Origin of the sequence: Georgenia sp. SUBG003, from assembly GCF_000715355.2 — a bacterium.
Lineage (GTDB): Bacteria > Actinomycetota > Actinomycetes > Actinomycetales > Actinomycetaceae > Georgenia.
Window position 1 is genome coordinate 2,080,476 of record NZ_CP180204.1, and the last position, 18,516, is coordinate 2,098,991.

The window sequence follows — 18,516 nt, forward strand, 5'->3', positions numbered from 1 at the left end:
ACACCCGCAGATGCTCGGTCATGCGCGCTCCAGGAGGGCGACGGGGAGGGCCGCGAGAAGGTCCCCCAGGCGGGCGGGCCCGGCCCGGTGCTCCGTACCGGTCAGGACGTCGCGCCAGGTCCCGTCCGGCAGGACGACGGTCTGGTCGGCGAGGGCGCGTGCCGGTGCCGGCTCGGCGACGAGCCGCGTCGCGACGGCCACGACACGCGGCCCGTCGGCGTCCGAGCGGGCGAAGGCGAGCGCGTGGCCGGTCGTCGTCGGGAGCGGCTCGTACCCGGCCCCCGGCCCGACGAACGCAGCGGGGTGCCTCCGGCGCAGGCGGAGCGCCGAGGCGGTGACGAGCAGCTTCTCCTCGTCCAGGCCGGAGGGCGAGCGACCGGCGTCGAGGCCGGCGAGCACGCCGGCGAGGGCGTCGAGGTCGACCGGGCGGCGGTTGTCCGGGTCCACCAGCGACGTCTGCGTGACCTCCGTGCCCTGGTAGACGTCGGCGACGCCCGGCACGGCGAGCTGGAGCAGCTTCGTGCCGAGCACGGACCGTCGCACCGCGCTGGCGGTCTGCTCGACCCACGAGCTGAAGGCGGCGACGACGTCGGGATGCTCGAGCAGCGCGGCCGCGTAGCGGTTCATCGCCTCCTCGCGGGCCTCGTCCGGCGCCGTCCAGGTGGTCCACGACTTCTGCTCGCGGGACGCCTTGACCAGGTACGCCTGGAGCCGCTCGGCCGGGATCGGTCCGGTGTCGGTCCACGTCCCCGCGAGCGTCTGCCAGAGCAGGTTCTCGGTGCGCCCGTCGAGATCCGCGGGGCGCAGCTCCGCGGTCGCGGCCCGCAGCGAGCGCACGAGCTCGGTCCAGGTCTCGGCGTGCCCGCCGAGGACCCCGATGCGCGAGCGCACGTCCTCCCCGCGCTTGGTGTCGTGCGTGGAGCCGGCGGTCATCGTGGCCGGCCAGGCGGTGAGGGTGCGCGCGGCCCAGCCGTGCAGCTCGTCGGGGTCGACGCCGAACCGGTCCGGCGCGCCGCCGACCTCGCACAGGCTCACCAGGTGCGTCCACCGGTAGTAGGCGGTGTCCTCGACCCCCTTGGCCATCACGGCGCCGCACACCTGCGGGAAGCGCACCATCAGCTCGGTGCGCCGCTCCTCGTGCGTGCGGCCGGCGCTGCCGACCTCCCGCCCCAGGAGCAGGTCGACGACGACGTCGAGGGTGTCGTGGCGGTCCGGCTCCAGGCGGGCGCGCGCGACGTCGGCGGCCTCCCGCAGGAGGCGCTCCGCGGCCGGCGGCGCGTCCTCGCCGGGCACCACGTACGCGCGGTAGCGCGGGAAGGCGACGACGAGCTCGACGACGCAGTCCTGCAGCGACCGGTAGGTGTGGTCACGCAGCCGGATGTCGCCGTCGCAGATCTCGGTCAGCAGGCGCGTGAGGCGGTCGATCTCGGCGAAGAGGGAGGTCGCGACGATCTGCCGCTTGGCCTCCTCGATCACCGCCGGAAGGTTCGCCGGGTCCCCGGTGAGCTCCTGCATCAGGGCGGCCAGCGGGACGGCGCCCCCGGGATCGACCTGCAGCGCGTGCAGGCGCCAGGCGGCGTCGTAGCCGGTCGTGCCGGCCACGGGCCAGTCCTCGGGCAGCTCCTCCTCGCCCTCGAGGATCTTCTCCGCGGCCACCCACGCGCCACCGGTCGCCTCGTGCAGCCGGCGCAGGTAGCCGCGCGGCTCCGCCAGCCCGTCCGGGTGGTCGATGCGGAAGGCGTCGATCACGCCGTCGTGGAAGAGCTCGAGGAGCAGGGCGTGCGTGGCGTCGAAGACCTGCGCGTCCTCCACCCGCACCGCCGCCAGGGTGCCGACGTCGAAGAAGCGCCGGTAGTTCAGCTCCTCGTCGGCCACCCGCCAGTAGGCCAGGCGGTAGTGCTGCCGCTCGATCAGCTCCGCCAGCGGCAGATGCTCGGTCTCCGGGCGCACGGGGAACACGTGGTCGTAGTAGCGCAGCACCACCTGCTCGCCCTCGTCCGGCTCGCTGGGGACGACCATCCGGTCGAGGGTGAGCTCGCCCGACGCGAGCACGGACCCGATCCGGTTGCCGAGGACAGGCATGAGCAGCCCGTCGCCCGACTCCAGGTCGACGTCGAACCAGGTGGCGAACGGCGAGGAGACGCCGTGCTTGAGCACCGACCACAGGGCCCGGTTGTGCCACACGGGCGTCGGCACGGCCATGTGGTTGGGGACGACGTCGACGACGACGCCCATGCCGCGCGAGTGGGCGGCCGCGGCGAGGGACTCCAGCCCCTCGCGCCCGCCCATCTCGGCGCTGATCCGGCTGTGGTCGACGACGTCGTAGCCGTGGGTCGACCCGGGGGCGGCCTGGAGGACGGGCGACAGGTAGAGGTCGGTCACGCCGAGGGAGTCCAGGTAGGGCAGCGCGGCCTCGGCGTCGGCGAACGTCAGGTCGGGGCCGAGCTGGAGGCGGTAGGTGCTCACGGGCAGGCGCCGGCCGGGCCCGGGGAGGTGGGCGGCCGCCGCCCCGGACGCCTGGCCGCTCACTCGCGGTCCTCCTTCGGGCCGCGCAGCACGACGACGCTGCGCGCCTCGACCTGCAGGGTCTCGCGCGCCTCGAGGGTGCGCTCGGGGACGTCGGGCTCGACGGTGTCGACGACGACCTCCCAGGTGGGTCCGTACTCCTCGCCCGGGAGGGAGAACTCGATGGGCTCCGCGGCGGCGTTGAACAGGACCAGGAAGGAGTCCCCGACGACGCGCTCGCCGCGGGCGTCCGGCTCCGGGATCGCCTGCCCGTTGAGGAAGACCATCACGGACCTCGCGAACCAGGTGCTCCAGTCCTCGTCGGCCATGTGCTCCGCCGAGGGGTTGAACCACTCGATGTCGCCGATCTCCGACTCGCCGCCGTGCTCGGGCAGGCCGGCGAAGAACCGGCGACGGCGGAACACGGGCTGCTCGGCGCGCAGCGCGATGAGCCGGCGGGTGAAGTCGAGCTGGTCCTCGGCGTGCTCGTCGAGCTCCCAGTCGAGCCACGAGAGCTCGTTGTCCTGGCAGTACGTGTTGTTGTTCCCGCCCTTGGTGCGGCTGAGCTCGTCGCCGTGCAGGATCATCGGCACGCCATGGCTCAGCAGGAGCGTGGCGAGGAAGTTCCGCTGCTGGCGAGCTCGCAGGGCCAGGACCTCCGGGTCGTCGGTGGGCCCCTCCACGCCGCAGTTCCACGACCGGTTGTGCGACTCGCCGTCGGCCCCGCCCTCGCCGTTGGCCTCGTTGTGCTTCTCGTTGTAGGAGACGAGGTCACGCAGGGAGAAGCCGTCGTGGGCGGTGACGAAGTTGATCGAGGAGACGGGCAGGCGGCCGCTGTGCTCGTACAGGTCCGCCGAACCGGTGAGCCGGCTGGCGAACTCGCCCAGGGTCGAGGGCTCGCCGCGCCAGAAGTCGCGGACCGTGTCGCGGTACTTGCCGTTCCACTCCGACCAGAGCGGGGGGAACCCGCCCACCTGGTACCCGCCCTCGCCGACGTCCCACGGCTCGGCGATGAGCTTGACCTGGGAGATGACCGGGTCCTGCTGGATGATGTCGAAGAACGCCGACAGCCGGTCGACCTCGTGCAGCTCACGGGCCAGCGTCGAGGCGAGGTCGAAGCGGAAGCCGTCGACGTGCATCTCCTCGATCCAGTACCGCAGCGAGTCCATGATCATCTGCAGCGTGTGCGGGGGAGCGCATCAGCAGGGGAGTTGCCCGTACCGGTGGTGTCGAAGTAGTGCGCCTCGTCGCCGTCCACGAGGCGGTAGTACGCGGCGTTGTCGATCCCCCGGAAGGACAGCGTGGGGCCGAGGTGGTTGCCCTCGGCGGTGTGGTTGTAGACGACGTCCAGGATGACCTCGATGCCCGCCTCGTGCAGCGCCTTGACGAGGGTCTTGAACTCCTGGACCTGCTCGCCGCGGGTGCCGTAGGCGGCGTAGCCGTTGTGCGGGGCGAAGAACCCGATGGAGTTGTAGCCCCAGTAGTTGCTCAGGCCCTTCTCCTGCAGGTGGGGGTCGTTGACGAACTGGTGCACCGGCATCAGCTCCACCGCGGTGACACCGAGCTCCACGAGGTGCTGGACCACCGCCGGGTGGGACATGCCCGAGTAGGTGCCGCGCAGCTCCTCGGGGACCTCCGGGTGCAGCTTGGTCATGCCCTTGACGTGGGCCTCGTAGATGACGGTCTCGTGGTAGTCGCGGTTCGGGGGACGGTCGTAGCCCCAGTCGAAGAAGGGGTTGACGACGACGGACGTCATCGTGTGTCCGGCCGAGTCCTCCTCGTTGCGCTGCTCGGGGTCGTCGAAGGAGTACGAGTACAGGGAGGGGTCGGCGTCGATCTGCCCGTCGATCGCCTTGGCGTACGGGTCGAGCAGGAGCTTCGACGGGTCGCACCGGTGGCCGGCGGCCGGGTCGTACGGGCCGTGGACCCGGTAGCCGTAGCGCTGCCCGGGCTGGACCGAGGGCAGGTAGCCGTGCCAGACGTGGGCGTCGACCTCTGTGAGATCGACGCGCTCCTCCGTCCCGTCGTCGTCCAGGAGGCACAGCTCCACGCGCTCGGCGACGCTGGAGAATAGTGCGAAGTTCGTACCGGAACCGTCGAAGGTGGCTCCAAGCGGATAGGGGCGGCCGGGCCAGGTCTGCATGTGGCATACCTTGGCACGGGCACCGTTGGACGGCTCCCCGAGAGCGCTCCCGGTGCCCGGTGCGTGAGACGGCTCACGCGCGGCCCGTGCCGCCCGTCGCCGGGACCGGCCGCCGACGTGACTGGCGTGGGAGGATCGCGGCGACGCTGCCACGTTCCGCTCGTCCGATACCTGGGGGTGACCGCGATGCCGGTGCTGGAGATCGTCGGTTGGCTCGGGTCGGCCGTGGTGGTCTGGTCGATGATGCAGCAGCGGATCCTGCGGCTGCGGTTCATCAACCTCGTCGGCTGCCTGCTGCAGATCGTCTACAACGCCGTGCTCGGCGTCTGGCCCGTGGTGGGCCTGAACGTGGTGCTCGCCGCCGTCCAGACCGTCAACCTGTACCGGCTGCTCGGGCAGCGGCACTCGGAGGAGGCCTACGGAGTCCTCCGGGTGGACCCGGCGGGGGAGTACCTGCACCACCTCCTCGCACGGCACCGCGCCGAGATCGAGAGATTCACGCCGGGCTTCCGCGGCCCCGTGCCCGGCGGGGCGGCCTACCTCATCGTCAAGGGGGAGGAGACGGTCGGGTACGTGCTGCTCCACGACGCGGGGGACGGCGTCGCCCAGATCGACCTGGACCACGTGGTGGAGAAGTACCGCGACTTCACGCCCGGCGAGTTCGTCTTCAACGCCAGCGACATCCTTCTCGAGGACGGCTACCGCCGGGTGCGCAGCGCCCCGGGCGTCCGGGAGCCGTACTACGGGCGCATCGGTTTCACCGAGGTGGGGGACGCCTACGAGCTGGACCTCGCCCGCGCGACGTGAGGGACCCGCGCGAGGTGAGGGACGCCCACGAGCCTGGATCTCGCCCCGCGCGGGGGTACGGCCCGGACGCCTGACGACGAAGGCCGGACGCCTCACTGACGAACCCGGACGCCTCACGACGAAAGCCGGACGCCTGACGACGAAGGCCGCCCCGGCGGTGCGGGGCGGCCTTCGCTGCTTGTGGGCGATACTGGGTTCGAACCAGTGACCTCCTCGGTGTGAACGAGGCGCTCTACCACTGAGCCAATCGCCCGCGGCCCTCGGTGCCGGCCGCGGCCGGCGCGTTCGGGTGCGAGAAGTGATGTTAGCGAACGCGGTGCCCGTTCGTGAAACCGGCAGGCCCCTGAGCGCATGAGAGGAAGGCCACACCGCCCCGTCGGGGTGTCCCCGGCGCCTACGGATCGGGCGCCTCGAGGTGGCGGCGCGTGTAGATCTCCGCGACCCGCCCGGTCAGCGGCCCCGGGCTGAGCTCCCGCCCGTCGACGGCGACGACGGGCACGACCCCGCGGGTCGAGGACGTCAGCGCCGCGTGCTCCGCGCGGTGGATCGCGTCGAGCGGCAACGTCTCCTCCCGGACCTCCACGCCGGCCTCGCGCGCCCACTCGACGACGAGGGCCCGGGTGACGCCCGCGAGGCAGCCCGACTCCAGCGGCGGGGTGACCAGGGCGCCGTCGACCTCCAGGAAGATGTTCGTGCCGGTGCCCTCGCACAGCTCGCCGCGGGTGTTGGCGAAGACGGCCTCGTCCCCGCCGTGCTCGTGCGCCCACGCGAGGGCGCGGACGTTCTCCGCGTAGGAGATGGTCTTCAGGCCGGCGATCGCCGAGCGCTCGTTGCGGGTGAACGGCACCACCGACACCGAGACCGCCCGGGGAGCGCCGACGGCGGAGGCGGCGACCAGCAGCGTCCCCGGCCCCCAGGCTGCGTCGGACCCGAGCGGGCCCGGCCCGGCGGTCCACACGATCCGCACCCGGCCGAGCGACTCGCCCCACGCCGCGGCCACCTCCGCGACGGCACGGCGGACGAGCTCGCGGTCGGGCGGCGGCAGGCCGAGCCCCGAGGCCGAACGTTCGAGCCTCTCGAGGTGCCGGGTGAGCGCGAACGGGCGTCCGCCCAGGAGCTCGCACGCCTCGAAGACGCCGTCGCCTACCGTCAGTCCGTGGTCGGTGGCAAGGACCAGCGGCTCGGCGTGTCCGCGCAGGCGGCCGTCGAACCAGACGATCACGCGGTTCCCGGGTGGCATGGAGGCACTGTGTCACTGATCACGACGATTTCACCACTCTGCGGTTTGGACTTTCCCCTGCGTGGTGGTTAAAGTTCTGGACGTTCCACCGGAGCGCAGGACGCACCGGATGGCACACGCGGATGTGGCTCAGTTGGTAGAGCATCACCTTGCCAAGGTGAGGGTCGCGGGTTCGAGTCCCGTCATCCGCTCGGAGGCACCACCACCCGGTGGGCATCCCTCAGGGTGGCGTGGCCGAGAGGCGAGGCAGCGGCCTGCAAAGCCGTATACACGGGTTCGAATCCCGTCGCCACCTCTCTGCGGTGCAGGACCTGGGCGATTGGCGCAGCGGTAGCGCGCTTCCCTGACACGGAAGAGGTCACTGGTTCGATCCCAGTATCGCCCACCGAACGAGGCCCCGCGGCCGGCTCACGAGCCGACCGCGGGGCCTCGAGCGTTTCTCTGCCAGGACGGCCCGGCTCACGACGTCGCGCCTGCCGCGTACGCGGCCCACGGGCCCGCCGGGTGCGCAGGGTGCGCGTCAGGCCCGTCGACGACACCCGCGACCGGTCACGTGCGGCTGCGGAGCGCCGGTCACGTGGTGCGGCAGCGGTGCCCCGCGTCGGTACGATCGTGAGGTCCTGTCCGCACCTGCGAGGAGCTGTCCCCGTGACCATCGACCACTTCCTGACCATCGACGGCGTCGAGCAGACGGTCACCGAGAGCACCACGGGGACCGAGCTCTTCGCCGACCGGCGCGACGTGGTCGCGCTGGCGGTGGACGGGGAGCTGAAGGACCTCTCCGTGGACCTCGCCGACCTGCCGGTCGGCGCGAGGGTCGAGCCCGTGACGATCGACAGCCCCGCGGGCCTGTCGGTCCTGCGCCACTCCGCCGCGCACGTGCTCGCGCAGGCGGTGCAGCAGGTGAACCCGGACGCCAGGCTCGGCATCGGGCCCCCCGTCGAGAACGGCTTCTACTACGACTTCGACGTCGAGACGCCGTTCACCCCCGAGGACCTGAAGAACCTCGAGAAGACGATGGCGCGGATCGTCAAGGAGGGTCAGACCTTCCGCCGTCGGGTCGTCAGCGAGGAGGAGGCGCGCGCCGAGCTGGCCGGCGAGCCGTACAAGCTCGAGCTGATCGGCCTGAAGGGGCCGGGCGGGGACGCCGAGGGCGAGGTGGCCGAGGGCTCCTCGGTCGAGGTGGGCGGCGGCGAGCTGACCATCTACGACAACGTCCGGCGCGGCGGCGAGGTGGCCTGGAAGGACCTGTGCCGCGGCCCGCACCTGCCCTCCACGAAGCTGATCGGGAACGGGTTCCAGCTCATGCGCAGCGCCGCCGCCTACTGGCGCGGCAGCGAGAAGAACCCTCAGCTGCAGCGCGTCTACGGCACCGCCTGGCCCTCCAAGGACGAGCTCCGGGCGTACACCGAGCGCCTGGCCGAGGCGGAGCGCCGCGACCACCGCCGCCTGGGCGCCGAGCTGGACCTGTTCTCCTTCCCCGACGAGATCGGGTCGGGCCTGCCCGTCTTCCACCCCAAGGGTGCGATGATCCGGATGGAGATGGAGGAGTACTCCCGCCGCCGCCACGTCGAGGCCGGCTACTCCTTCGTCAACACCCCGCACATCACCAAGGCGCAGCTCTTCGAGACCTCCAGGCACCTGGAGTGGTACGCCGACGGGATGTACCCCCCGATGCACCTGGACGAGGCGCGCGACGCCGAGGGCAACATCACCCGGCAGGGCCAGGACTACTACCTCAAGCCCATGAACTGCCCGATGCACAACCTCGTGTACAACTCGCGCGGGCGCTCCTACCGCGAGCTGCCGCTGCGGCTCTTCGAGTTCGGGCACGTCTACCGGTACGAGAAGTCCGGGGTGGTGCACGGCCTCACCCGCGCCCGCGGCTTCACCCAGGACGACGCCCACATCTACTGCACCCGCGAGCAGATGAAGGACGAGCTCGCGAGCCTGCTGACCTTCGTGCTGGACCTCCTCAAGGACTACGGGCTCGAGGAGTTCTACCTCGAGCTGTCCACGCGGGACCCCGAGAAGTCGGTGGGGGACGAGGCCACCTGGGAGGAGGCCACGCGCACCCTGGAGGAGGTGGCCACCGCCTCCGGGCTCGAGCTGGTGCCGGACCCCGGCGGCGCCGCGTTCTACGGGCCCAAGATCTCCGTCCAGGCCAAGGACGCCATCGGGCGCACCTGGCAGCTGTCCACGATCCAGCTCGACTTCTTCGAGCCCGAGCTCTTCGAGCTCGAGTACACGGCCCCTGACGGCAGCCGGCAGCGCCCGGTGATGATCCACCGCGCGCTGTTCGGGTCCATCGAGCGGTTCTTCGGCGTGCTGCTCGAGCACTACGCCGGCGCCTTCCCCGCCTGGCTCTCCCCGGTCCAGGTGGTCGGCGTGCCCGTCGCCGACGTCTTCGACGACTACCTTCGCGGCGTCCTCGACCAGCTCCGCGCCCGCGGCGTCCGCGTCCAGCTCGACTCCTCCGACGACCGGTTCGGCAAGAAGATCCGCAACGCCGCCAAGGAGAAGGCACCCTTCGTCCTCATCGCCGGCGGCGAGGACGTCGAGGCCGGCGCGGTCTCCTTCCGCTACCGCGACGGCTCCCAGCGCAACCAGGTGCCGGTGGCCGAGGCGATCGAGGAGATCGTCGGGAAGATCGCGGCGCGGGAGCAGGTGTGAGCCAGGAGGACCTGGACCGCCGGACGGCGGAGCGCGCCGGCGCCCACCCCGGCGTCCCGGACGCCATGGAGCGGCTGTGGACGCCGCACCGCATGGTCTACGTCGGCGGGCAGGACAAGCCGGACGACGACGGCGAGGGCGCCTGCCCCTTCTGCCGCGCGCCCTCGCGGAGCGACGAGGAGGGGCTGATCGTCCATCGAGGCACCGCCGCGTACGTGGTCCTCAACCTCTACCCCTACAACCCCCGGCCACCTGCTCGTGTGCCCGTACCGGCACGTGGCCGACCTCACCGAGCTGACCGACGCCGAGCGCGACGAGATCGGGGTGCTGACGGTCACGGCCATGCGCGTGCTGCGGGCCGTGTCCGCGCCCCACGGGTTCAACCTCGGCATGAACCAGGGGACGGTCGCCGGCGCCGGCATCGCCGCCCACCTCCACCAGCACGTCGTGCCCCGGTGGGGCGGGGACTCGAACTTCCTCCCGGTCGTCGCACGGACCAAGGCCCTGCCGCAGGTCCTGGGGGAGACGCGGGACCTCGTCGCGGGCGAGTGGGCCGCGGCGGCCCGGACCTCGGGCGGGGAGGCCTAGTGCTCAGCACCAACGCCCGGGGCTTCGCGCGCGTCGTCTTCGGCCCCGCCGCCCGCGCTCTCGTCCGCCTCGGCGTCAGCCCCGACGTCGTGACCGTCACCGGCACGGTGCTCACCTCCGCGGCGGCGCTGACGCTCCTGCCCGCCGGCCACCTCACCGCCGGCGCGCTGCTGCTGGGCGCGCTCGTCGTTGCGGACAACCTCGACGGGCAGATGGCGCGCCTCACGGGCAGCGAGTCGCGGTGGGGCGCGTTCCTCGACTCCACGATGGACCGCTTCGCCGACGCCGCCATCTTCGCCGGCGTGGCCGTGTGGGCGCTGCGCCACCTGGGCGGCTCCCTCGGGAACCTCACGGCGGGTCTCGCGCTCGTCTCCCTCGTGCTCGGTGCGGTGGTGCCCTACGCCAAGGCGCGGGCCGAGTCCCTCGGCATGACCGCCAACGTCGGCCTCGCCGAGCGTGCCGACCGGATCGTCGTCGTCCTCGCCGCCGTCCTGCTGGTCGGCCTCGGGCTGCCCGCCGCGGTGCTCACCGGCGCGCTGGCGCTGCTCGCCCTCGCCAGCGCCTACACCGTGCTGCAGCGCATGCGGGCCGTGTACGTCCAGTCCGGGGGGCGCCACGGGGCGGGGACGGGCACGGGGGAGGCCCGGTGAGGCTCGACGTCGTCAGGGTCTTCTCCCTCGCGAGGGCCGGCGTCGAGCATCTTCCCGAGCCTCTCGCCCGCGGTCTTTTCACGGTGGTGGCCGACCTCGCGTGGGCGCTGCGGGCCGGCGGCACCGCCCAGCTCGAGCGGAACCTGCTGCGGGTGCGTCCCGAGCTGGACCGGCGCGCGATCCGCCGCCTGTCCCGCGAGGGGCTGCGCGCCTACCTGCGCTACTACTGCGAGGCGTTCCAGCTTCCCCGCCTGGACGAGGGCCGGCTCCGGGCCCGCGTCCGGGTGGTCGGCGACGCGCCCGTCCGCGAGGCGCTCACCGAGGGCCGTTCGGTGGTGTGCGCCCTCGGGCACCTCGGCAACTGGGACCTCGCGGGAGCCTGGGCCACCAAGAGCCTCGGTCCCGTCGTCACCGTCGCCGAGCACCTCCAGCCCGAGGAGATCTTCCAGGGCTTCCTCGACTTCCGCACCGGGCTGGGCATGACGATCATCCCGTTCGAGAAGGGCGGCGGGGTCTTCCGTCAGCTCATCCGTCACGCGCGGACCTCCGCGAGCGTGATCCCGCTCCTGGCCGACCGGGACCTCACCGCCACCGGCGTCGAGGTCGACCTCCTCGGGGAGCGCGCCCGGGTGGCCCCGGGCCCGGCGGCCCTGGCCCTCGCCACCGGCCTGCCGCTGCACCCGACGATGATCCGCCACGAGCGGCTCAGCGGCGCCCGCCGCCGGGCTGCCGGTTCCCGGTGGGGGATCGTCATCGAGTTCCTCCCGCGCGTCGACGCCACGGACGACGACGGAGCCGCCGACATCGCCACCCTCACGCAGCGCTGGGTCGACGCGCTCGGCGCGAAGATCCACGAGCACCCCGCTCAGTGGCACATGCTGCAGCGGGTCTTCCTCGCCGACCTCGACCCGGCGCGTCTCGCGCGCGCCGCCTCCTCCGGACCGGATGGCCGGGCGGGGGAGGAGAGCTGATGCGCATCGGCCTGGTGTGCCCGTACTCCTTCGACGCGCCCGGCGGCGTGCAGTTCCACGTGCGCGACCTCGCCGAGGAGCTCATCCGCCTCGGCCACGAGGTCAGCGTGCTCGCCCCGGCGGACGACTCCACCCCCCGTGCCGGAGTACGTGGTGGCCAGCGGCAGGACCGTCGCCATCCCGTACAACGGGTCGGTCGCGCGGCTGAACTTCGGCCCGGTTGTGGGGGCACGGGTGCGCCGCTGGGTGAGCGAGGGCGACTTCGACCTGCTCCACATCCACGAGCCGTTCCTGCCCTCGCTGAGCATGCTGGCTCTCTGGGCGGCGGACGGACCTGTGGTCGGAACCTTCCACACGTCGATGGAGCGGTCCCGCGGGCTGCAGGCGATCTCCCCCGTCGTGGTGCCGATGCTGGAGAAGATCACCGGGCGCATCGCCGTCTCGGCCGAGGCGCGCCGTACCCTCGTCCAGCACCTCGGCGGGGACGCGGTGATCGTCCCCAACGGGGTCTACGTGGACCGGTTCGCGCAGGCGCCGCGCGACCCCAGGTGGGTCGGGACCGACGACCGCCCCACCGTGGCGTTCCTCGGACGTCTCGACGAGCCCCGGAAGGGACTGCCGATCCTCGCGGACGCGGTCGGGCCGGTGCTCGCGGAGGTCCCGGGCGCCCGGTTCCTCGTCGCCGGACGCGGCGAGGCCGCCGCCGAACGGGCCGCCCTGGCCCGGTTCGGGGACGCCGTGACCTTCCTGGGCGGCGTCAGCGACGAGGAGAAGGCGAGCCTGTTCGCCTCGGTCGACGTCTACGTCGCCCCGCAGACCGGCGGCGAGAGCTTCGGCATCGTGCTGGTCGAGGCGATGAGCGGCGGCTCGCTGACCGTCGCTGCCGACATCCCGGCCTTCCAGGCGGTGCTCGAGGACGGCGCCGTCGGCCGGCTGTTCCGGCGCGGGGACGCCTCGAGCCTGGCGCGCACGCTCGTCGACGTGCTCAGCCACCGCGCGGAGACGGCCCCCCGTGCGCGAGCGTGCCGCGACCGCCGTGCGCCGCTACGACTGGTCCACGGTCACCAGCCAGGTCCTGGCCGTCTACGACATGGTCCTGTCCACCGCGCACGCCAGGGTCCGGGAGGACCCACGCTCGCGAACGATGTTCGGCAGGTTCCGGGCCGCCGCGACGGAGCGCACGTGGGCGTGACCGAGTGGGTGCTCGTCGTCCTCGGCGTCGTGGCCGCCGTGCTCGCGGTGCTGTGGCGGCAGGCCGTCCGGGTCGACCGCCTGCACCGCACGGTGCTGCGGTCACGCGCCACGCTGGAGGCGCAGCTCGCGCGCCGAGCCACCGCCGCCACCGAGCTGGCGGCGTGCGGTGCGCTGGACCCGGCGGAGGCGATGGTGGTCTCCGACGTCGCGCTGCGCGCCTGCGACGCCGCGGCGGACGAGCTCGTCCGCGACGGTCTCGCGGGCAGTCCCGAGACGGGGCCGCTGGCGGGGGTGGAGGCCGGCACCGGAGTCTCGGCCGACCGCGGGCTGCTCGAGAGCGAGCTGAGCCGGACGTTGCGTGCGGTCCTGGGTCCGCGCGAGGAGCGCGACGAGCTCGCCTCCGACCCCCGCGCCGCCGACGTCATGACGCAGCTGCACCAGGCCTGGTACCGCCTGCAGCTGGCCCGGCGGTTCCACAACTCGCACGTGGAGCAGGTGCGCCGGCTCCGGGCCAACACGCTGGTACGGGCGTTCCACCTGGCCGGACGTGCGCCGCTGCCCGAGCCGTTCGACATGGACGACGCCCTGCCCGTGGACTGAGGCGGGAGCCGAGGCCGGTGAGCCGCCCGGGCGGCACGCGCACGCCGCGCCCTACGCTTGGGCCCATGTCGTCAAGCGGTCCGTCACCGTTCGCGCCCCGGGACCCGCGGAGCGGCCCTGCCGGCGGGCCCGGCTCCCACCCCTCAGGCGCGTCCCCAGCGCCCGGCGATTACGGGCAGTCCCCAGCGCCGGGCGGCTACGGGCAGTCGCCGGCGCCGGGCGGCTACGGGTCGCCCCGGCCGCAGGATCGCTGACCTGGGACCAGGCCGGGAGATGGCCCGCCACGCCGAGATCACCTTCGCCACCGACCTGCCGGTGTACTTCTGCGACCCGCACAGCCCCTGGCAGCGCGGCTCCAACGAGAACACCAACGGCCTGCTGCGCCAGTACTTCCCCAAGGGCACCGACCTGTCGGTCCACGGCCCCGAACGCCTCGACGAGGTCGCCGCCCTCCTCAACGGCCGCCCCCCGCATGACCCTGGACTGGCGCACCCCCGGCCGAGGCTCTCGAGGCGCTACTCTCCACCCACCAACAAGCCGGTGCTGCAACCACCCCCTTGAGACCGCCACCTCTCGCGGAGAAGATGACCTCTCGCGGAGAAGTTGACGTCTCGCCGCGAAGGGGGGGTCAGCTCAGAGCTCGCGGGTGTGCGGCGGCGTAGACCTCGCGCAGGGTCTGCACGGTGACCTGCGTGTAGATCTGCGTCGTCGTCACGGACGCGTGGCCCAGCAGCTCCTGCACCACGCGCACGTCGGCCCCACCTGCCAGCAGGTGGGTGGCGAAGGAGTGCCGCAGCGTGTGCGGGGAGATGTGCTCGGTCAGCCCGGCCCGGCCGGCCGCGGTCTGGAGCACCGCCCAGGCGCTCTGCCGGCTGAGCGGGTTTCCGCGGGTGTTGAGGAACAGCGCGGCGTTGCCCCGGCCCGCGCGGGCCAGCTCCGGCCGGCCCCGCACCAGGTAGGCCTCGAGCGCCCCGACAGCGTAGCTCCCCACGGGCACCACCCGCTCCTTGCGGCCCTTGCCGAACAGGCGCAGCGCGGCGACGTCGCCGTCGAGGTCCAGATCGTCCACCGCCAGCCCCACGGCCTCGCTGATGCGCGCGCCGGTGCCGTACAGCACCTCCAGCAGGGCCCGGTCGCGCAGCGGGACGGGCCCCTCCCCCAGCGACGCGGCGTCGAGCAGCGCCTCCACCCGGTCGACCGGGGATCGCCTTGGGCAGGGCGCCGCGAGGTCGACGGCGGCCGCACGGCCGCGCTGGGGTCGTGCGCCGGTCGTCCCCTCGGGCGTGGGCGAAGCGGTGCCAGCCGCGCACCGCGGTGACGGCACGGGCCGCGGACGACGGCGCGAGGGCGGTTCCGCCGTCGTCCCCGGTCCGGATGGCCTCGACGTAGGCGACGACGTCGGCCTCGGTGACCTCGTCGAGCGCGTCGCGTCCGCGGGCGGCGAGGAAGGCGCCGTAGCGGTCCAGGTCGCGGGTGTAGGCCGCCAGGGTGTGGTCGCTGACACCGCGCTCGACCGCGAGGTGGGCGAGGTACTCCGCCCGCGCGCGACCGAGCCCCGACGTCATCGCCGCGGCGTCAGACGGGCAGGAACGGATCGACCGCCACGGCGAGGAACACCACGGACAGGTAGGTGATGGAGCCGTGGAACACCTTCATCGCGGCCAGCTTGCCGCGCTCGGGGTTCAGCGCCCGGCGGTAGAGCCTGATGCAGGCGGCCAGGAACCAGGCGCCGGCGACCACGGCCACCGCGGTGTAGAGCAGGCCCATGCCGGCCACGGGGACGAGCGCGAGCGTGCAGACGATCATGGCGGCGGTGTAGGCGAGGATCTGCCGGGCGACACGCACGTCGTCGGCGACCACCGGCAGCATCGGCACCCTGGCGCGGGCGTAGTCCTTGCGGAACTTCATCGACAGCGGCCAGTAGTGCGGCGGTGTCCAGAAGAAGATGACGAGGAACAGCACCACCGGCGCCCAGCCGACGGTGCCGGTGACGGCCGCCCAGCCGATCAGCACGGGCATGCAGCCGGCGACCCCGCCCCAGACGATGTTCTGGGAGGTCCGCCGCTTGAGCAGGATCGTGTAGAAGACGACGTAGAGCAGGATCGCCGCCAGCGCGAGCCATGCCGCCGCGAGGTTCACCAGGGCGGCGAACCAGACGATCGAGACGACCCCGAGGGCGGTGGCGAAGACGATCGCCTGACGGTCGGTGAGCTCGCCCGTGACCAGGGGGCGCTGCTTCGTCCGGTTCATCAGCCGGTCGATGTCGCGGTCGAGGTACATGTTGAACGCGTTCGCCGAGCCGGCGGCGAAGGAGCCGCCCACGAGTGTGGCCAGCAGCAGCCACGTGCCGGGCCAGCCGTCCGCGGCGAGGATCATCGTCGGCACCGTGGTGACCAGCAGCAGCTCGATGATGCGCGGCTTGGTCAGCGCCACGTAGGCGCGCCACCGGGCCCGGCGCGTGGTCGTGGGGTGCAACGGGCCCGCTGCGGCGCCGGACCCGGACGGGGCGGCGTCGGCCACGGGGTGGCTCGCGGCTGGCTGGGCACTGTGCACGCGGATCTCTCGCTCCTGCTCCGCCGGTGGACGCACCGGCTCGTGACGGCGGGCGTGTCCCGCCCGTCCTCCGTCCGCCCATGGTACGGGGACTGCCCGGGGAAGCGGGCATCCTGGCATGTCGGAGGGGTCACGCCGGCGGGCCACGGAAGGGGCGACGGCGGCCCGGCCCGCCCTCGTGGTGTGACCTCCGCCACAGCCCGCCGGCGTGGCGGACCACCCCTCGGGACAACTGGTGGCCCCCCGGGGCCCGGCACTCCGCGCGACGGTAAAGTCGCGGACGTACAGAACGTGTCGCCTGCCGTCTGCGGACGAGCGAGCCACCGTGCGACGAGGTCCCGGCAGATCCGGGACGGAAACGAGGACCAGTGAACACAACGCCCGCCCCCGCCCTCGAGTGGTCGGAGCTCGACCAGCGCGCGGTCGACACCGCCCGCGTCCTCGCCGCCGACGCCGTCCAGAAGGTCGGCAACGGGCACCCCGGGACGGCCATGTCGCTCGCCCCGGCCGCGTACCTGCTCTTCCAGAAGGTGATGCGGCTCGACCCGGCCGACGACCAGTGGCTCGGGCGCGACCGCTTCGTGCTCTCGGCCGGACACTCCTCCCTCACGCAGTACGTCCAGCTGTACCTGGCGGGCATGGGTCTCGAGCTCGAGGACCTTCAGGCGCTGCGCACATGGGGCTCGAAGACCCCGGGTCACCCGGAGTACCGCCACACCAAGGGCGTCGAGATCACCACCGGCCCGCTCGGGCAGGGCCTGGCCTCCGCCGTCGGCATGGCGTACGCCGCCCGCAAGGAGCGCGGCCTGCTCGACCCCGACGCCGCCGCCGGGTCCAGCCCGTTCGACCACTTTGTCTACGTCGTCGCCTCCGACGGCGACCTCCAAGAGGGTGTGACCTCCGAGGCGTCCTCGCTCGCCGGGACCCAGCAGCTCGGCAACCTCGTCGTCATCTACGACGACAACCGCATCTCGATCGAGGACGACACCAACATCGCCTTCACCGAGGACGTGCTGGGCCGGTACGAGGCGTACGGCTGGCACACGCAGCGCGTGGACTGGACACACGGCGACACGGAGTACCGCGAGGACGTCGACGGCCTCCACGCCGCGATCGAGGCGGCGAAGGCGGAGACCGACCGCCCGTCGATCATCTCCCTGCGCACCATCATCGGCTGGCCCTCGCCCACCAAGCAGAACACCGGGGCCATCCACGGCTCCGCGCTGGGCGGCGACGAGGTCAAGGCGCTCAAGAACGTCCTCGGCTTCGACCCCGAGTCGAGCTTCGAGGTTGCCCCCGAGGTCATCGAGCACACCCGTGGGACCGTGAGCGCCCGCGCGGCCGCCGCGCACGAGGAGTGGGACGCCGCCTACGAGGCCTGGCGCGCCGCCAGCCCCGAGAACGCGGCCCTGCTCGACCGGCTCCGCGGTCGCGAGCTGCCCGAGGGCTGGACCGGCGCCCTGCCCGCCTTCGAGGGCGGCAAGGCCGTCTCCACCCGTAAGGCCTCCGGCGAGGTGCTCTCCTCCCTCGCCGCCACCCTGCCCGAGCTCTGGGGCGGCTCCGCCGACCTCGCGGGCTCGAACAACACCACGATGAAGGGCGAGCCGTCCTTCCACCCCCGTGGAGCGCTCCACGAAGATGTTCCCGGGCCACGAGTACGGCCGGACCCTGCACTTCGGCATCCGCGAGCACGCCATGGGCGCGATCCTCAACGGCATCACCCTGCACGGGCTCACCCGGCCCTACGGCGGCACGTTCCTCACCTTCTCCGACTACATGCGCCCGGCCGTGCGTCTCGCCGCGCTCATGGGTGCGCCGTCGACGTTCGTGTGGACGCACGACTCGATCGGCCTCGGCGAGGACGGCCCGACCCACCAGCCGGTCGAGCACCTCAGCGCGCTGCGCGCCATCCCGGGCCTGGACGTCGTCCGCCCGGCCGACGCCGCGGAGACCGCCTACGCCTGGCGCGGCATCCTCGAGCGCACCGACCGCCCCGCGGGCATCATCCTGACCCGCCAGGACGTGCCGAACCCGGACCGCGGGGACGGCGCGGCCGACGGCAAGACCCTGGCGTCCGCCGAGGGCACCCTGCGCGGGGCCTACATCCTGGCCGAGGCCACCGACGGCGAGCCGGACGTGATCCTCCTCGCCACCGGCTCCGAGGTGCAGCTGGCGCTCGCCGCCCGTGAGCAGCTGGCGGGCGAGGGTGTCGCGGCGCGTGTCGTCTCGGTGCCGAGCCAGGAGTGGTTCGCCGAGCAGGACGAGGCCTACCGCGAGCGGGTGCTCCCGTCCTCGGTCCGCGCCAGGGTCTCCGTCGAGGCCGGGATCGCCATGAGCTGGCACCACCTCATCGGCGACGCCGGCCGTGCCGTCTCGCTGGAGCACTACGGCGCGTCGGCCGACTACAAGGTCATCTACGAGAAGTTCGGCATCACCGCCGAGGCCGTCGCCGCCGCCGCGAAGGAGTCCATCGCGGCGGCACGTGGCGACGCCGCGCCGCGGGCCGAGCAGGTCCCGACCCAGGCGGGCACCGGCGACCTGCCGAAGTGATCGACGGTCACGTCCACCACAACTTCCCGCGAACAAGGAGCA

General features: G+C 72.9%; 8 protein-coding genes, 4 tRNA genes and 5 pseudogenes. 11 read left to right on the forward strand and 6 right to left on the reverse strand.

Features of this window, described 5'->3' with window-relative positions; genetic code table 11:
• Nucleotides 1-18: 18 nt before the first annotated feature.
• Both treY and glgX read right to left on the reverse strand, forming a co-directional pair.
• Nucleotides 19-2,529 carry a malto-oligosyltrehalose synthase gene (gene treY, locus DA06_RS10280; protein ID WP_043499698.1) on the reverse strand — a complete coding sequence of 837 codons (2,511 nt, stop codon included), beginning with the start codon at nucleotides 2,527-2,529 and terminating at the stop codon, nucleotides 19-21.
• Nucleotides 2,526-4,648, reverse strand: a pseudogene (gene glgX / locus DA06_RS10285) (glycogen debranching protein GlgX). The gene treY and the pseudogene glgX overlap by 4 nt, the downstream one beginning before the upstream one ends.
• A 186-nt stretch (nucleotides 4,649-4,834) precedes the next feature.
• On the opposite strand from glgX, the gene DA06_RS10290 reads away from it, so the two are divergent.
• On the forward strand, nucleotides 4,835-5,455 hold the full coding sequence (locus tag DA06_RS10290; protein ID WP_043499705.1) for a YgjV family protein: 621 nt from the start codon (nucleotides 4,835-4,837) through the stop codon (nucleotides 5,453-5,455).
• 181 nt (nucleotides 5,456-5,636) lie between these two features.
• On the opposite strand, the gene DA06_RS10295 is transcribed toward DA06_RS10290, so the two are convergent.
• Nucleotides 5,637-5,708 (reverse strand) — tRNA-Val (locus DA06_RS10295).
• 141 nt (nucleotides 5,709-5,849) lie between these two features.
• Nucleotides 5,850-6,677 carry an aminotransferase class IV gene (locus DA06_RS10300; RefSeq protein WP_043499707.1) on the reverse strand — a complete coding sequence of 276 codons (828 nt, stop codon included), beginning with the start codon at nucleotides 6,675-6,677 and terminating at the stop codon, nucleotides 5,850-5,852.
• A gap of 136 nt (nucleotides 6,678-6,813) precedes the next feature.
• Between DA06_RS10300 and DA06_RS10305 the strand changes: the two genes are divergently transcribed.
• The 9 genes and pseudogenes from DA06_RS10305 to DA06_RS10345 form a co-directional block, all read left to right on the forward strand.
• A tRNA-Gly gene (locus DA06_RS10305) sits at nucleotides 6,814-6,886 on the forward strand.
• Between the two features lie 33 nt (nucleotides 6,887-6,919).
• A tRNA-Cys gene (locus tag DA06_RS10310) sits at nucleotides 6,920-6,990 on the forward strand.
• An 18-nt stretch (nucleotides 6,991-7,008) separates the two neighbouring features.
• Nucleotides 7,009-7,080 (forward strand) — tRNA-Val (locus tag DA06_RS10315).
• A gap of 263 nt (nucleotides 7,081-7,343) precedes the next feature.
• Complete coding sequence (gene thrS, locus DA06_RS10320; protein WP_418607613.1) at nucleotides 7,344-9,368, forward strand: threonine--tRNA ligase; 2,025 nt, start codon at nucleotides 7,344-7,346, stop codon at nucleotides 9,366-9,368.
• A 65-nt stretch (nucleotides 9,369-9,433) separates the two neighbouring features.
• A pseudogene (locus tag DA06_RS10325) lies at nucleotides 9,434-9,956 on the forward strand (HIT family protein).
• Nucleotides 9,956-10,606, forward strand: coding sequence for a phosphatidylinositol phosphate synthase (gene pgsA, locus DA06_RS10330; RefSeq protein WP_043499712.1), 651 nt, complete (start codon nucleotides 9,956-9,958; stop codon nucleotides 10,604-10,606). The pseudogene DA06_RS10325 and the gene pgsA overlap by 1 nt, the downstream one beginning before the upstream one ends.
• Nucleotides 10,603-11,577, forward strand: a complete 975-nt coding sequence (locus DA06_RS10335) for a phosphatidylinositol mannoside acyltransferase (protein ID WP_043499700.1) — start codon at nucleotides 10,603-10,605, stop codon at nucleotides 11,575-11,577. The genes pgsA and DA06_RS10335 overlap by 4 nt, the downstream gene beginning before the upstream one ends.
• Before the next feature lie 138 nt (nucleotides 11,578-11,715).
• Nucleotides 11,716-13,371 (forward strand): glycosyltransferase family 4 protein, encoded by a 1,656-nt coding sequence (locus DA06_RS10340; protein ID WP_418607616.1) that lies wholly within the window; start codon nucleotides 11,716-11,718, stop codon nucleotides 13,369-13,371.
• Between the two features lie 264 nt (nucleotides 13,372-13,635).
• Nucleotides 13,636-13,839: pseudogene (locus DA06_RS10345) on the forward strand (IS30 family transposase); the annotation flags it as partial.
• A 160-nt stretch (nucleotides 13,840-13,999) separates the two neighbouring features.
• Here the strand turns inward: DA06_RS10345 and DA06_RS10350 are convergent.
• Together DA06_RS10350 and DA06_RS10355 are read right to left on the reverse strand one after the other, a co-directional pair.
• Nucleotides 14,000-14,936: pseudogene (locus DA06_RS10350) on the reverse strand (site-specific tyrosine recombinase XerD).
• A 10-nt stretch (nucleotides 14,937-14,946) separates the two neighbouring features.
• Complete coding sequence (locus tag DA06_RS10355) at nucleotides 14,947-15,891, reverse strand: heme o synthase (RefSeq protein WP_418607618.1); 945 nt, start codon at nucleotides 15,889-15,891, stop codon at nucleotides 14,947-14,949.
• A 401-nt stretch (nucleotides 15,892-16,292) separates the two neighbouring features.
• On the opposite strand from DA06_RS10355, the pseudogene tkt reads away from it, so the two are divergent.
• Nucleotides 16,293-18,474 (forward strand): annotated as a pseudogene (gene tkt, locus DA06_RS10360) (transketolase).
• Nucleotides 18,475-18,516 lie beyond the last annotated feature (42 nt).

What these genes read in the sequence shown, in the direction of transcription:
- DA06_RS10290 (WP_043499705.1), top strand. Translation starts at nt 4,835, where the DNA reads ATGCCGGTGCTGGAGATCGTCGGTTGGCTCGGGTCGGCCGTGGTGGTC.